Source organism: Streptomyces humi, from assembly GCF_001005085.2.
GTDB classification, from domain to species: domain Bacteria; phylum Actinomycetota; class Actinomycetes; order Streptomycetales; family Streptomycetaceae; genus Streptomyces; species Streptomyces humi.
The window spans coordinates 1-15,131 of record NZ_LBMU02000099.1 but is presented as its reverse complement, the minus strand read 5'-3'; the positions used below and the strand labels follow the sequence as shown (position 1 = coordinate 15,131).

Here is a 15,131-nt window from a genome sequence, read left to right as displayed (position 1 = left end):
CTCAGCCGACGTCCCACAGGAACCGGTGGGTGTGGATGCCGAAGTACGGGAAGGGCTGGACCTCGCGTACGCCCTCGATCGGGCGGACCACGTCGTTGACGAAGTCCAGCAGGTCCTTCGGGCCTGGCGTGACCACTTCGGCGAACAGGTCGAAGCCGCCCGAGGTGAAGACGGAGTAGACCACTTCGGGGTGGGCGGCGAGCGCGTCCGCGACGGCGCGCGGGTCACCGTCCGTGCCGATGCCGAGCAGGGCCATCGCCTGGCCGCCCATGGCCATCGGGTCGGTGACACCGACGACCTGCACGGCCCGTGAGTCCAGCAGCCGCTGGAGCCGCTGCCGGGCCGCGGAGGCGGAGAGACCGACCCGGGGCCCGAGGTCGGCGTAGGCGATCCGGCCGTCGGTCTGAAGCTCGCGCAGGATGGCCCGGTCGATGTCGTCCATGTGCACGTCGGTGCCCTCTTCCTCTCTGGTTCGGCCGGCTGCGGTCGGGCCGGCGGTCAGCCGAGCAGTTCGAGCAGGGCGGCCCCGAACACCTCGGTGTGGGTGTCGACGTCCTGCTCGGTGGTGTCGGGGCACATCAGGGCCATGTTGTGGAACGGGGTGAGCAGGATGCCCCGGTTGGCGAGGTAGAGGTGGAGGAAGTCCTCCAGCTCGGGGTCGGCGGCGGCCGCGGACTCGGTGCCGGTGCGCGGGGCCGGGTCGGCGAACCGGTACTCGGTGCGGGCCCCGAGGCGGCTGACCGACCAGGGCAGGGCGTGGGTCCGGACGGCCGAGCGAACCCCGGTCTCGAAGCGTTCGGAGAGCTTGGCCATGCGGTCGAACGCCTCGTCGGTGAGCACGTGCTCCAGGGTGGCCCGGGTCGCGGCGACCGACAGGGCGTTGCCCGCGAGGGTGCCGCCGACCCCGCCCATGTCCACCAGGTCCAGGTCGGCGCGGGCCAGCAGGCGCTCGGCGAGGTCGTCGGAGAGACCGTAGGCGCCGGCCGGGATGCCGCCGCCGATGGCCTTGCCGATGGTCAGCATGTCCGGCTCCAGGTCCCAGGCGGCGGTGCAGCCGCCGGGGCCCGCCGAGAAGGTGTGCGTCTCGTCGTTGATCAGCAGGGTGCCGTACCGCCGGGTGAGGGCGCGCACGCCCGCCAGGTAGCCGGGTTCCGGCAGCACGATGCCGATGTTGGTGAGCGCGGGCTCCATGAGGACGGCGGCCACGTCGCCGTGGGCGAGTTCGCGCTCCAGCTGGTCCAGGTCGTTGAACTCGGCGACCCGGCTGGTCAGGGTGACGTCACAGGGCGCGCCGACGTTTCCGGGGCGGGGCGCTCCCGTGCCGTCGGGGCCGACCACGATGAGGGACTCGTCGACGCTGCCGTGGTAGCTGTAGCTGTTGAAGAGGATCTTCGGGCGGCCGGTGACGGCCCGGGCCAGCCGGATCGCCCACCGGTTGGCGTCGGTCGCGGTGAGCGAGAAGCTCCAGCGGGCCAGCCCGAAGCGGCGGGTCAGCTCGGCGCCGACCCACTCCGCGTCCTCCGTCGGCAGCATCGCCGTGGCGCCGCCCAGCTCGCCGAACCGGCGTTGCACCGCCTCGGTCACCACGGCCGGCGAGTGCCCGGCCATCGCCCCGGTGTCGCCGAGGCAGAAGTCGATGTACGAGTGCCCGTCGACGTCGGTGACCCGGGCACCGCGCGCGGTCGCCAGGTAGCGCGGGAAGGCCCCGGCGGTCTTGTTCATCCACGTCATCGGGACCCGGCCGAAGAGATGGCCGGCGTTGGCATATGCCGCTCGGGAGCGGGGGTTCTGGCGCTGGGCCTCGGCGCTCTCCCGGGCCAGGAGGGCGAGCAGTCGGGTGCGGTCCATGAGGTCCCCCAGGTCGGAAGCGGCGGCGACGGAACGAGGGGAGCCTACGACCGATACGGAGGTGATTTCAATATCCGACGATCGATTCGTGTGCGACAGCGCTTGATTCGTGTGCGACGACGATCGAATCGAGCGTCGCTCCCACCCACGGCACGTTCCGCCCCGCCGCCGCGGACAGCACGCGTGACCGGTGTTCGCACATCAGGCCTCAAACGCCAGGGTTCGCCACCCCTTCCGCCACTTAGAAATATCTACCAGCATGCATATGCCGGGTTGGCGTACCGATGTACCAAGTGCCGGAGCGGTAAATGGCGAACAGGATGTGGATGCAGGGCGTGGAATGGCTCGCGGCCGCCTCGGCGGACCCCCGGGCGTGCAAGTGGGAATGGGACCACGGTGAGGGCGTCTCGCTCCTGGAGGCCGGCCGTTTCTGGGATGTGCTCAGCGTGCCGGACCGGCTCGGTCTGCTGACGCTGGATCTGCTGTGGCGGCCGTCGCTGCCCGTCCCCGGGCCGACCCTGGTGGACACCGACGCGCGCCGGGTCGGTTTCTTCCTGCCGCCCGACCCGTCCGGCGGCTGGATCGGCGCCGGGCTGCGCTACGCGACCAAGGGGGCGTGGGTCGCCGTGCCGCCGCCGTACCGGCCCGGGGGCTGCCTGGAGTGGCTGGTGCCGCCCGACGGAAGCGGCGCCCTGCACACGCCGGGCCTGCTGGAGCTGGCGCTGCGCGAGGCCAACGGCACGCTGGCGGTGCTGCGGCCCGCTGGGCAGGAGTAGCGCGGCCGGCCGACGGGCGCCTTCGGGTGCCCGCTCGTATCCTGTGATCTCAGGGTTCTGACGTCCGACCCCACCGCACGGTCCCTCTCACGTGCTTGGAGTCAGCCCATGTCCTGTCCACCCGCCCTGCTGCGCGCGGGCGCCGCCGTCGCCGTCCTCCTGGGGACGCTGACGGGGCCGCTCGCCACCGCGCCCGCCGCCGCGCCGGCCACGTTCGCCGTGCCCTCGGCCTCCCCCTCGACCTCGCGGACCGCCCCGCCCCCGCCGTCACCGTCCGGGAGCCCGGACGTCCGCCCGATGACCCCGGCCGTGGCCGCCGAACTCGACGCGGCCGTGCGGAAGGTCATGCGCGAAGCCCAGGTGCCCGGCGTGACCGTCGGCGTCTGGACACCCGGGCAGCCCGACTACGTTCGCTCGTTCGGGGTCGCGAACAAGGCGACCGGGCAGCGGATGTCGTCCGACCTCTACATGCGGATCGGCAGCGAGACCAAGATGTTCACCGTCACGGCGGTGCTGCAACTGGTCGACCAGGGCAAGGTGGGCCTGGACGACCCCATCGGCAAGTACCTCGACGGCGTCCCGAACGGCGACCGGATCACCGTGCGCGACCTGGCGGGGATGCGGAGCGGACTGTTCAACTACTCCGAGGACGACGCCTTCTTCAAGGCACTGACGTCCGACCCGCAACGCCCCTTCACCCCGCAGCAGTTGCTGGCCTACTCCTTCAAGCACCCGGTGATGTTCCAGCCGGGGCGGAAGTTCTACTACTCCAACACCAACCTGATCCTGCTCGGCCTGCTCGTCGAGAAGGAGAGCGGGCAGCGGCTGGGCACGTACCTCGCGCGGCACGTCCTCGCCCCGGCGGGCATGAAGCAGACGCTGTTCCCGACCGGGAACGAGTTCCCCACCCCGCACGCCCAGGGCTACACCGACCAGACGGCGGACGGGAAGGTCGCGGAGACGGCCGACTGGAACCCGTCCTGGGGCTGGGCGGCCGGCGCGATGATCTCGACCCTGGACGACCTGCACACCTGGGCGCCCACCGCGGCCACCGGGGTCTTCCCCGACGGCCGCACGATGGTCGCCCCCGCCACCCAGAAGCAGCGGCTGACCACTCCCCCGACCGGGATCACCGGCGCCGGGTACGGCCTCGGCATTTTCGACGTGCAGGGCTGGATCGGGCACAACGGCTCGCTGCCGGGCTACGAGGCCCTGACGGTGTACCTGCCGTCGACACGGACGACGGTGGTGGTGCTGCTGAACACCGACATCAGCTACCACGGCGACATCGAGCCCAGCACGCTGTTCGGCCGGGCGATCACCCGGACCGTCTCCCCGGCCCACGTCTTCGACCTGCCGGCACCGGCGTCCGCCACCCGGTGACGGCACGGAGCACGTTCGGACCCCAACTCCCCTTGCTCGCACGGCATTTCCGACACTTGACACAGAAGCGAACAGTCATCGAACGGATTCGAAGCGATGTAACGATTCACCGTGCGGGGCCGGTCAATGACGGTGTGTACTGTGCTGCGAGTGCCACATGGGAGGGGCCCTGGGCTCCCCCTGCCCACTGCTGCCCTACTCCCCCTGGAAACCGACTCCATGACCCAATTACCGGAACTGGTGGCCGGTGGTCTCGCCGCCGGAACGCTTTGCGCGCTCGCCCTCGGCGGCACCCTGGTTCGCACCCGGCGCCGGAACGCGGCGCTGCGGGCCGAGGTGGTGGAGTTGCGCGCCCGACTGGACGGCGCGGAGGGCGCGTTCATCACCGAGATCGAGCATCTCGCGGCCCGTCGGATGCCCGCGGCGGCGGCCCAGCTCGCCCATCCGCACCTCAGGGTGCCGGGACCGGCCCGCGAGCACACGCCCGGGACCCCCACCGGGATCGCCCTGGAGTACGTGCTCACCGCGCTGCGCGAGGAGCTGACCGCGCAGCGGGTCCGGATCGACGCCGCCGCGCAGGCCGGACTGCGCGGCGCCACCCGGGAGATCCAGGCCGCCCTGTACCGCCTCCAGGACGCCCTGCGCGGCCTTCAACAGCGCTACGACGAGCCGGAGTTGGCGCAGACCCTGTTCGCACTCGACCACGAGAACGAGCAGTCGCTGCGGCGGGCCCAGGTGGCCGCCGTGGTGTGCGGGGCCTGGGTGGGGCTGGCCCGCGAGGAGTCCCACGTGGTGGACGCGGTGACCGGCGGCCAGGCCCGGCTCGCCGGCTACCACCGGGTGAAGGTGCACAACCATCTGGAGCCGGGCACCGCCCTGGTGTCGCACGCGGTCGAACCGGTCGCCATCATCGTCGCCGAGCTCCTCGACAACGCGCTGCGCCATTCGGCGCCGGACACCGACGTCGTGGTCAACCTGGAACACGTCCACCACGGGGTGTGCGTCACCGTCGACGACGCGGGCCTCGGGATGACGCAGGACGAACGGGCCCGCGCCCAGCGGTTGGTGGCGGGCAGCGACCCGGTCCTGCTGACCGATCTCGGCGACCCGCCGCGCATGGGCCTGGCCGCGGTCGGCCAGCTGACCCGCCAGTTCGACCTGCATGTCGACGTCACCTCCCCGTCGCCCTACGGCGGGGTACGGGCGGTACTGCGGGTGGACAGCCGGTTGCTGGCCCGGATCGACCCCGGCGAACGCCCGCCGTCGGCCAGCGCGCCCCGCTCGACCCGGGAACCCGCGGTACGGGAGCGCACCGCGGGCCGGGAGCAGCCGGTCGCCGAGACCGACGCCCGCGAGACGGCCGGGCAGGGAACCGCGGTGCGCGCAACGGCCGTACACGGGACGGCTGTACACGAGACGGCCGTACACGGGACGGGCGTCGACGGAACCGGGGCCAGTGAGTCCGCGCCCACCGCGCCGCCCGCACCTGACGCTCCCGCCGTGGGCGCCGCGCCCGCTCCCGGCGTGGGCAGCGCGACGGCCGTGGGCGCGGCGGCCGGTCCCGTCGTGGGCAACGCGACGGCCGTGGGCGCGGCGGCCGATCCCGGCGGATCCGGTCCCGACGGATCCGGTCCCGGCGGATCCGGTCCCGGCGGCGCCGAGCACGCGCGGGCCGGCGCTCCGGCGCCCGGTCGCCAGGAGCCGGTCACCCCGGCCGGTCTGCCGCAGCGGCGCCGCCGTACCCGTGCCGCCGAACCCGGCACACCCCCGTCGCGGCCGGCCGCGCGCCGGCCGGAGGAGGCGGCCGCCGCGCTCGCCGCCCTCCAGTACGGCACCGCGGCGGCGCGCACCCCCAAGCGGGCGAGCACGCCCGACCCCCACCGGACCGACGACGAAGGAGGAGCGGCCAGATGACCAGCCGCGACGCGGGCGACACGGCATGGGTGCTGGAACCCGTCCTACAGGTACCGCATGTACTGGCCGCCGTCCTGCTCACCCGGGACGGTCTGGCGACCGGCTACACCGACGGCCTGTCCCGGGCGACCGCCGAGCGGGTGGCGGCGATCACCAGCACCGTGCAGGGCGCCTGCCGGGCGGCGGCCGCCACCTTCGCGGACCGGGACCGGGCCGAGGTGCGGCAGGTGGTCATCGAGTCGGACCACGGCTACGTGCTGATCGTGCCGACCGACCACGGCACCTGTGTGGCCGCCTACGGCGACCCGGAGGTGCGGCTGGACCTGCTGGCGCACCGGGTGCACTCACAGGTCGCCCGGCTGGGCGAGAAGACGATGGCGGCGGCGCCCAGAGGCTCCGACGGCGGCGCACCGGCATGACCGGCCGCCGTGGTGGCCGTCCCCTGGTCCCCGCGTATCTGTCCACCGGCGGGGTGGCCCGGCCCAGCCGTCCGCATCTGGAACGGCTGACGGTGCTCACCCGCGACGGGGCGCCGCTGCCCGCCGGTCTGCCCGCCGCCGAACTCGCGCTCCTGGAACTGCTGTCCGGCGGCGCGCTGACGGTGGTGGAGGCGGCGGCGCTGCTGCGGCTGCCGTTCTCAGCCGTCCGGGTGCTGGCCGCCGATCTGGTGGACCGCGGCCTGGTCCGGGCCCGCGCGCCGATCCCGCCCGCCGAACGGTTCGACCCCGACCTGCTGAAGAGAGTGGCCGATGGCCTCCGCGCCCTCAAGCACCGGTGAGCTGCCCCGCTCGGGCGGCCCCCATCTTCCCGACTCCGCCCGCGACCTGGTCAAGATCCTGGTCACCGGCCCGTTCGGGGTCGGCAAGACGACCCTGATCGACGCGGTGTCGGAGATCCGCCCGCTGCACACCGAGGAACACCTCACCGAGGCCTCGGCGCACGTCGACGACCTCGACGGGGTGCGGGAGAAGGAGACCACGACCGTCGCCATCGACTTCGGGCGGATCAGTCTGTCCGGCGGGGTCGTGCTGTACCTGTTCGGGACACCTGGGCAGGACCGCTTCCGGACGCTGTGGGAGGACATCTCCTACGGGGCGCTCGGCGCCCTGGTCCTGGTGGACAGCCGCCGCATCGACGCCTCGTTCGACGTGCTGGGCCTGATCGAGGACGCGGGGCTGCCGTACGCGGTCGCCTTCAACACCTTCCCGGACGCGCCGGACCACTACACGGGCGAGCAACTGCGCACCGCGCTGGACCTGGCGCCGGACACCCCGATGGTGACCTGCGACGCCCGGGACGCGCACTCCTCGGTGGACGCGCTGCTCGCCCTCGTCCAGCACCTGATCGACGACCGGCCCGCGGAGGCCCGATGACCGCGCAGCACTCCTTCACCATGACCGGGCCGGTACGCCTGTGGGAGGACGGCTTCGCCCGCAACCCGCACGGCTACTACGCGGCCCTGCGCGCCCAGGGCCCGGTCGGCTGGGCCGAACTCGCGCCGGGCACGCCCGCGTACGTCGTCACCGAGCGCCGCGCCGCCCTGGACGTGCTGCGGGACGTCGAGACGTTCTCGCACGACCCGCGGGACTGGGAAGGAACGGTCCCCGAGGACTCCCCGCTGCTCGGCATGATGCGCTGGCGGCCCAACGCGCTGTTCTCCGACGCCGACGCGCACCTCCGCTACCGCACCACCCTCATCGACGTGTTCGACCTCATCGAGCCGCACGACCTGCGCTCGCTGGTGCACCGTGCGGTACGGCTGCTGGTGGACCGTTTCGCGCCGCGGGGCGAGGCGGACCTCGTCACCGACTTCACCCGTCCGCTGATGGCGCTGGTCTTCAACAACCTGTTCGGGTTGCCGGACAGCCAGGGCGACCGGCTCAACGACGGCCTCCTGAAGATGATGGAGGGCGGTGCGCAGGCCGCCGAGGGCGAGGCCGAGTTCGCCGACTACGTACTGCGGCTGATCGCCGCCAAGGTGGCGGAGCGCGGCGAGGACCTGCCGAGCATGCTCCTCGACCATCCCGCCCGGCTCACCCCGGAGGAGGTCACCTGGCAGGTGTTCCTCACCCTGGGGGCCGGTTACGAGCCGACCACCAACCTGGTCTCCAACGCGCTCTCCCGGATCCTCGGCAACCCGCTCTACTACTCCACGCTCACCAGTGGCGCCCGCCCGGTCATGGACGCGGTGGTGGAGGTGCTGCACCACGAGACACCGCTGGCCAACTACGGCGTCTACTACGCCCGCCGGCCGGTCTCCTTCCACGGGGCCTGGGTCAGACCGGCGGTCCCGGTGGTGGTGTCCTTCGGTGCCATGGGGCTGTTCGCCGAGCGGGAGGTCACCTCGGGGCGGCGCGCCGGGGACGCCTCGCACCTGTCGTGGGGCGCGGGCCCGCACGCCTGCCCGGTGCGGCACCACGCGCTGCTCATCGCGACCGAGGCGATCGAACGGCTCACCCTGTGGCTGCCCGACCTCGACCCGGTCCTGCCCCGCGAGCGGCTCAGCTGGCGGCCCGGCCCGTTCCACCGCTCCCTGACGTCCCTGCCCGTCCGGTTCAGCCCCCGCTCCCCCGACCAGCCTGGAGAGACGCCGTGACCGTCACCGACCGCATCGCCCTCGACCCGTTCGGCTCCGACATCGCGGCGGAGAGCGCGCGGTTACGCGCCCTCGGCCCCGTCGTGCCCGTCGAACTGCCCGGCGGCATCCCCGCGTGGGCGCCGACCGGCCACGACGTGCTCAAGGAACTCATCCTCGATCCCCAGGTCAGCAAGGACCCGCGCAAGCACTGGCGGTTGTGGCCGGAGATCGCCGAACACCCCTCCTGGGGCTGGATCCTGGGCTGGGTCGGCGTGGTCAACATGCTCTCCACCTACGGTCCGGACCACACCCGGCTGCGCAGGCTGGTGGCACCGAGCTTCACCCGCCGTCGCACCGAGGCGATGCTGCCGCGCGTCGCGGCGATCACCGCGGAACTGCTGGACGCGGTCGCGGCGGCGGGCGCCGACGGCTCGACGGTGGACCTGAGGGCAGGTCTCGCGCACCCGCTGCCGATGCGGATGATCTGCGAACTCTTCGGTGTTCCTGACGAGTTGCGGGACGACACCGGCGAGCTGATCGCGGCCATCATGGACACCTCCGACCCGAGCCCGGAGCACGCCGCCTTCGTGCAGGAGCGGATCGGCTCGGTCCTCGGCGCGCTCATCGCGTACAAGGCCGCCCACCCGGGCGACGACATGACCACGGAGCTGATCCGGGTCCGTGACGAGGACGGCGACCGGCTCGCCGACGACGAACTCCTGTACACACTGCTGCTGGTGATCGGCGCCGGTTTCGAGACCACGGTCAACCTGATCGGCAACGCGGTCGTGGCGCTGCTGACGCAGCCCGTGCAGCTGGCCGGGGTGCGCTCCGGGACGATCGGCTGGGACGCGGTGATCGACGAGACGCTGCGGGTGCATCCGTCGATCGCCTCGCTGCCGCTGCGGTTCGCGGTGAGCGACCTGAAGGTCGGGGACGTGACCGTGCCGGCCGGGGACGCGGTCATCACGACGTACGCTGCGGCGAACCTGGACCCGGCCCGGTACGGTCCGGACGCCGCCGTGTTCGACGCCGCGCGGGGCGCCGACGACCATCTGTCCTTCGGGATCGGCGTGCACCGCTGCATCGGCGCGCCGCTGGCCCGGGCGGAGGCGCTGGCCGCGCTGCCCGCCCTGTTCGACCGCTTCCCGGGGCTGCGGCTGGCGGTCGGCGAGAAGGAACTGCGCCAGGTACCGTCCTTCATCGCGTTCGGCTGGCAGGAAATCCCCGTCCGACTGGGACCGTGACCGTCGGAGAGAAAGCCGGTCCGCAGTTGTCACCCGTCGGCGGTCCGCCGTTCCCGCCCATAGCGGTCCCCCGTTCCCGCCCCGCAACGGTCCGCCGTTCTCGCCCGGCGGGCGGTCGGTCCCCTCGCCGGGCAGAGGTGCGGTGCATCGCCCGGCCGGAGGCGGTCATCGCCCGGCCGGATGGCGGTGCGTTGCCGTGACGGGTGGCGGTGCGTTCCGGCCGGATGGCGGTGCGCTGCCGTGACGGGTGGCTGGCGTTGCCGTGACGGGTGGCGGTGCCCGGCATTCGGCGGGCAGTGGGAGGGGCGCAGGGGCGGCGACCGGTCCCCCGTTCCGGTCGTGCCCCCGCGCGCAACGTGAACTTACGTGCGGATCCGGCCGTTGGGTACCGCGCCGATGCCCGTTCGGACAGGCGGAGGGCTCACCTGTGCACAGGTGAGTCCGGTTGACCCTGATTCGCCCGGAGCAGCACGGGAGCGGCGAGGTCACCGAGGGCGAGGTGGGCGAGGACGACCTCGTAGAGGTCGGTGCCGCCGGCCAGCAGCTGGCGCTCCAGGACGGGTTCGGCGCCCCGGACGTGTTCGCGGACCGTCTGCGCGTGCACCCCGAGGTCCTGGGCGGCCCGTTCGGCGTTCCCGCCGGCGGCGATCCAGGCGCGCAGGGTGCCGCGCAGGTCCCGGCCGTCGTGGACCAGCCGGTCCAGCAGGTCCCGCGCCCAGGCCCGCAGCGCGGGGCCGGCCAGCAGGTCACCGAGGCGGACCGCGGACGGCTGCGACACCCCGCCGACGAGGTCTTCCGTGCGGGCGGCCTCGGTGTTGAGCGCCAGATGGGCGGTGGCACGCACGGCGAGGTCGGAGAAGTCGGCGCCGAGCAGGGTCTCCACGCGGTCCATGCGGGCGCGGACGGTGTTGCGGCTGACACCGAGGACCTTGGCCGCGCTGACCGCGGTGAACTCCAGGCCGAGGCGGGTGGTGGCGAGGAGTTCCGCACGGGTGTGGTGCGGCAGGCGGTCGAGGGGCCGCAGCACGGCGGTGGACCAGGCATGAAGCGCGGCCGGCTCCATCAGCCGTGCCGGCAGCGTGCGTTCGGCGTAGACGGCGGCCTGGTCGGGGCGGAAGCGGGCGACGGCGAGGGCGCTGATCGCCTGGCCGTAGGCGGTGGCGGTCTGGGCGAGGCTCTGCCGGACGCTGCCGCCGAGGAAGGTGTCGGGCCGGCCGTCGACGAGCGTGCGCAGTCGCTCGCCGGTGGCCGCGGCCGGGCTGAGGACGATGACATGGCCGTCCATGGCCGGACAGCGTACGACGAGGGCCTGGCCGTGGGTCACGTCGACGCAGTCGTCGGCGAGGCCGTCGCGTTCCGCCGGGTGCCCCTCGACGATGTACACGCAGGCGCCGTCGGTGTCGAGGAGGCCGGGCCACAGCCCGGCGGCCACGCGGCGGGCGGAGACGGTGTCCTGCACCATCAGCAGTTGCAGGATGGCCAGGCGCAGGTCGGCGGCGGCCCGCCGGAGCCGGCGGCCGGCGGCCGTCAGTTCGCGTTCGCGCAGGAGGAGTTCGACGACACCGGCGGTGTGGGTGACGATCTCGGCGGCGCGCCGGTCGAAGGGGGCGGAGCGGGCCACGGCGAGCAGTCCGGCGGCCGCCGGACGCGGGCCGGGGGCCTGGACGGCGACCAGGCGCAGGTTGCGGTCGCCGTCCTGGACGGCGGCGGACGAGATCCGGCCGGCGGCCACATCGGCCACCAGGGTGTCGTCGAGGGGGACCCGGGTGCCGGCGATCAGGGTGCCGTCGGCGTCCTGGAGACAGACGGTCGCCTGCACTGCCTGGGCCAGCCAGGCGACGACCCGGCGCGGGTCGCGGGCGCCGGGGCGCAGGTGGTCGAGGAGCCGCGCGGCCCAGCCGTCGCCGTCGGGTGTCGGGTGGTGGGGGCCCTGGTCAGCTCGGCCTGCCATCTCGCCCTGCTCCTCGTCCGTCGCGTCCGTCTCGGTTCAGGGACGTTACCCGATGAGCCCCGCGGGGTCCCGGTCGCCGGCCACCGGACACGACTTCGCCGGCGGCCCTCGGGGGAAGGGCCGCCGGCGAAGGACGCCTCACCCGGAGCCGGGGGGAGGGCCCCGGGCGGCTGAATGGTCGGGTGCCCCGGATGACACGGAGCATGCGCACCGATTCCAAAATCTTTTCGACGCGCGCGGCCGTCGCATGAACTCGCCGGTCCGAGCGCCACTCCGGCGCTGATCCGAGGGCCGGGCCGAGCTCCGGTACGAGCCCCGGTACGGGCGCTGATCCGAGGGCCGGCACGAGCGCCGGGCCGAGCGCCGGGCCGGTGGGGTGCCCGCCGTGCCGGCGCCCCTGCCGCGCCCTCGTCGGCGGTCCCGCCCACGCCTGGGCGGGGCCTGCGCGGCCGGTCCGTGCCGGACGGCATAAGCTCGGCGGATGGCGAAGTACTTCGACGTGCACCCCGACAACCCGCAGCCGCGCAGCATCTCCCAGATCGCCGACTCGGTACGGTCGGGCTCGCTCATCGCATACCCGACCGACTCCTGCTACGCGCTGGGCTGCCAGCTCGGCAGCCGCGACGGCATCGACCGGATCCGCACCATCAGGCACCTGGACGACCGGCACCACTTCACGCTGATGTGCCGCGACTTCGCCCAGCTCGGCCAGTTCGTGCGAGTGGACAACGACGTGTTCCGGGCCGTGAAGGCGTCCACCCCCGGCAGCTACACCTTCATCCTCCCGGCGACCCGCGAGGTGCCGCGGAAACTGCTGCACCCGAAGAAGAAGACCGTCGGGGTCCGTATCCCGGACCACGTGGTCACCCAGGCCCTGCTGGCGGAGCTCGGCGAGCCCCTGCTGTCCAGCACCCTGCTGCTCCCGGACGAGGCGGAGCCGCTGACCCAGGGCTGGGAGATCAAGGACCGGCTCGACCACTCGGTGGACGCGGTGGTCGACTCCGGGGAGTGCGGCACCGAGCCGACCACGGTCATCGACTTCTCCGGCGGGGAGGCGGAGATCGTCCGCCGGGGCGCCGGGGACACCTCGCGCTTCGAGTGACCACTTCCGGCTCCCCAGGAACGGTCCCCGCGCCTTCGCGTGCCACGATGATCAGGACATGCCGCGCCGGGTGTCCCGCACCCCGACGCCGACTCCACAGAGAGGCACTTGCGCCATGACCGCCGTACAGGGAACCGACGTGGACATCACCACCGCGGACGGTGTCGCCGACGCCTACCTGGCACACCCGGCCGACGGACTCCCCCACCCGGGTGTGCTCTTCTACCAGGACGCCTTCGGGATCCGACCGCACCTGAAGTCGATGGCGGACCGGCTCGCCGGCGAGGGCTACACGGTGCTGGTCCCGAACGTCTTCTACCGCCACGGCCGTACCCCGGTCATCGACCTCCCCGAGTTCATCGACCCCTCCGTGGACCCGACCATCTGGCAGCGGATCATGCCGATCATGATGTCGCTGACCCCGGACCTGGTGGACCGGGACTCGGCCGCCTACCTCGACTGGCTGGCCGGGAGCCCGCTGGTCGCCGACGGGCCGGTGGCGATCACCGGTTACTGCATGGGCACCCGGCTCGCGATGCGGACCGCGGCCGCGTTCCCCGACCGGGTCGCGGCCGTGGGCGGCTTCCACGGCGGCCGGATGGTCAGCGACGACGCGGACAGCCCGCACCTGCTGGCCGACCGGGTCACCGCCGAGCTGTACTTCGGCTTCGCGGACCAGGACCAGTCGATGACCGAGGAGCAGATCCGGACCTTCCAGGAGGCGCTCGACGCCGCCGGGGTCCGCAACACCTGCGAGATCTACCGGGGCGCGGCGCACGGCTACACCCAGGCCGACACCCCCGCCTACTCCGCCGAGGCGTCCGAGCGGCACTGGGACGCGCTGCTCGGCCTGCTGAAGCGCACCTTCTGATCCGATCGCGTCCGCGTCACGGGGCCCTCGCCGACCGGCGGGGGCCCCGATTTCGTCCCCCGCATTGACATGTACCCACCCCGCCACGCACTCTGAGAGCGCTCTCAGAATTGGTCCGGACCAATTTCCGTACCAACCCCGACCCCACACGGAGGTGGAGAGTGCGCACAGGACTCGCACGCCGGACGCTGCCCTTGGCGGCCACGGCGGCGCTGCTCGGCGGGGCGCTCACGCTGGGCACCCCGCACCAGGCCGACGCGGCGGTACCGGACACGATCCCGCTGAAGATCACCAACAACTCGGGCCGCGGCGACCAGGTGTACGTCTACGACCTCGGCACCCAGCTCTCCTCCGGGAAGCAGGGCTACGCCGACGCGAACGGCGCCTTCCACGCCTGGCCGGCCGGCGGCAACCCGCCGACCCCCGCCCCGGACGCCTCGATCACGGGCCCGGCGGCGGGTCAGTCCAAGACGATCCGGATCCCCAAGTTCTCCGGCCGGATCTACTTCTCCTACGGCCAGAAGCTCGACTTCCGGCTGACCACCGGCGGACTGGTGCAGCCCGCCGTGCAGAACCCGACCGACCCCAACCGCAACATCCTCTTCAACTGGTCCGAGTACACGCTGAACGACTCGGGTCTGTGGATCAACAGCACCCAGGTGGACATGTTCTCGGCGCCGTACGCGGTCGGGGTGCAGCGTTCCGACGGCAGCACGGCCTCCACCGGGCACCTCAAGCCGGGCGGCTACAACGGGTTCTTCAGTGCCCTGCGCGGACAGGCCGGCGGCTGGGCCAACCTGGTCCAGACCCGCTCCGACGGCACCGTGCTGCGCGCGCTCTCCCCGCTGTACGGCGTGGAGACCGGGGCGCTCCCGTCGACCGTGATGGACGACTACGTCAACCGGGTCTGGTCGAAGTACGCCTCGTCGACCCTGACCGTCACCCCGTTCGCCGACCAGCCGAACACCAAGTACTACGGCCGGGTGTCGGGCAACGTCATGAACTTCACCAACTCCTCGGGGGCGGTGGTGACGAGCTTCCAGAAGCCGGACGCCGGCAGCATCTTCGGCTGCCACAACCTGCTGGACGCACCCAACGACCAGGTGCGCGGCCCGATCTCCCGCACCCTGTGCGCGGGCTTCAACCGTTCGACCCTGCTGACGAGTTCCAGCCAGCCGGACACCAACCCGGCGGACTTCTACCTCGACACCGTCACCAACCACTACGCGCGCAAGATCCACGCGCAGATGGCCGACGGCAAGGCCTACGCCTTCGCCTTCGACGACGTCGGCAACCAGGAGTCGCTGGTCAACGACGGCAACCCGCAGCAGGCGTATCTCACCCTGGACCCGCTGAGCTGACAGCACCGCCGTGCCCCAACGGAGCGGCCCGCGACCGGAGTCCGGTCGCGGGCCGCTCGACTGCCGTGCGTCAGCCGGTCGTGACGGCGGTGTCGTCGAG

The 15,131-nt window shown here is 72.8% G+C and carries 14 protein-coding genes; 11 read left to right on the top strand and 3 right to left on the bottom strand.

The window, feature by feature from the left end:
- Position 1: 1 nt before the first annotated feature.
- Together AAW13_RS37305 and AAW13_RS37300 are read right to left on the bottom strand one after the other, a co-directional pair.
- Positions 2–442 carry an Lrp/AsnC family transcriptional regulator gene (locus AAW13_RS37305; protein ID WP_046728919.1) on the bottom strand — a complete coding sequence of 147 codons (441 nt, stop codon included), beginning with the start codon at positions 440–442 and terminating at the stop codon, positions 2–4.
- Positions 443–498: 56 nt separating this feature from the next.
- Positions 499–1,848 carry a transaminase gene (locus AAW13_RS37300; protein WP_071659812.1) on the bottom strand — a complete coding sequence of 450 codons (1,350 nt, stop codon included), beginning with the start codon at positions 1,846–1,848 and terminating at the stop codon, positions 499–501.
- A gap of 308 nt (positions 1,849–2,156) precedes the next feature.
- On the opposite strand from AAW13_RS37300, the gene AAW13_RS37295 reads away from it, so the two are divergent.
- From AAW13_RS37295 to AAW13_RS37260, 8 genes are all read left to right on the top strand, one after another.
- Positions 2,157–2,624 (top strand): hypothetical protein, encoded by a 468-nt coding sequence (locus tag AAW13_RS37295; RefSeq protein WP_046728920.1) that lies wholly within the window; start codon positions 2,157–2,159, stop codon positions 2,622–2,624.
- A gap of 108 nt (positions 2,625–2,732) precedes the next feature.
- Entirely contained in the window at positions 2,733–4,007 is a 1,275-nt protein-coding gene (locus AAW13_RS37290) for a serine hydrolase domain-containing protein (RefSeq protein WP_046728921.1), read from the top strand.
- A 219-nt stretch (positions 4,008–4,226) separates the two neighbouring features.
- The gene (locus AAW13_RS47190; protein ID WP_046728922.1) at positions 4,227–5,921 is read left to right on the top strand and encodes an ATP-binding protein; all 1,695 of its coding nucleotides are present in this window, start codon (positions 4,227–4,229) and stop codon (positions 5,919–5,921) included.
- A complete protein-coding gene (locus AAW13_RS37280) occupies positions 5,918–6,340 on the top strand; it encodes a roadblock/LC7 domain-containing protein (protein ID WP_046728923.1) in 423 nt (140 codons plus the stop codon). Before AAW13_RS47190 ends, AAW13_RS37280 begins: the two co-directional genes overlap by 4 nt.
- Positions 6,337–6,699, top strand: a complete 363-nt coding sequence (locus tag AAW13_RS37275) for a DUF742 domain-containing protein (protein ID WP_046728924.1) — start codon at positions 6,337–6,339, stop codon at positions 6,697–6,699. Before AAW13_RS37280 ends, AAW13_RS37275 begins: the two co-directional genes overlap by 4 nt.
- Complete coding sequence (locus AAW13_RS37270; RefSeq protein WP_046728925.1) at positions 6,671–7,294, top strand: GTP-binding protein; 624 nt, start codon at positions 6,671–6,673, stop codon at positions 7,292–7,294. Before AAW13_RS37275 ends, AAW13_RS37270 begins: the two co-directional genes overlap by 29 nt.
- Positions 7,291–8,517: a cytochrome P450 family protein gene (locus AAW13_RS37265; RefSeq protein WP_046728926.1), complete on the top strand. Its 1,227-nt coding sequence runs from the start codon at positions 7,291–7,293 to the stop codon at positions 8,515–8,517. Before AAW13_RS37270 ends, AAW13_RS37265 begins: the two co-directional genes overlap by 4 nt.
- Positions 8,514–9,746, top strand: coding sequence for a cytochrome P450 family protein (locus AAW13_RS37260; protein WP_046728927.1), 1,233 nt, complete (start codon positions 8,514–8,516; stop codon positions 9,744–9,746). The genes AAW13_RS37265 and AAW13_RS37260 overlap by 4 nt, the downstream gene beginning before the upstream one ends.
- A 421-nt stretch (positions 9,747–10,167) precedes the next feature.
- Here AAW13_RS37260 and AAW13_RS37255 read toward each other — a convergent pair whose 3' ends face one another.
- Entirely contained in the window at positions 10,168–11,697 is a 1,530-nt protein-coding gene (locus tag AAW13_RS37255) for a helix-turn-helix domain-containing protein (protein WP_046728928.1), read from the bottom strand.
- Between the two features lie 481 nt (positions 11,698–12,178).
- Here AAW13_RS37255 and AAW13_RS37250 point away from each other — a divergent pair, with 481 nt between their 5' ends.
- The 3 genes from AAW13_RS37250 (at position 12,179) to AAW13_RS37240 (ending at position 15,031) form a co-directional block, all read left to right on the top strand.
- Positions 12,179–12,799, top strand: a complete 621-nt coding sequence (locus AAW13_RS37250; RefSeq protein ID WP_046728929.1) for an L-threonylcarbamoyladenylate synthase — start codon at positions 12,179–12,181, stop codon at positions 12,797–12,799.
- Positions 12,800–12,914: 115 nt separating this feature from the next.
- A complete protein-coding gene (locus AAW13_RS37245; protein WP_046728930.1) occupies positions 12,915–13,670 on the top strand; it encodes a dienelactone hydrolase family protein in 756 nt (251 codons plus the stop codon).
- A gap of 194 nt (positions 13,671–13,864) precedes the next feature.
- Positions 13,865–15,031, top strand: coding sequence for a glycoside hydrolase family 64 protein (locus AAW13_RS37240; protein WP_420855517.1), 1,167 nt, complete (start codon positions 13,865–13,867; stop codon positions 15,029–15,031).
- The last annotated feature ends 100 nt before the right edge of the window (positions 15,032–15,131 follow it).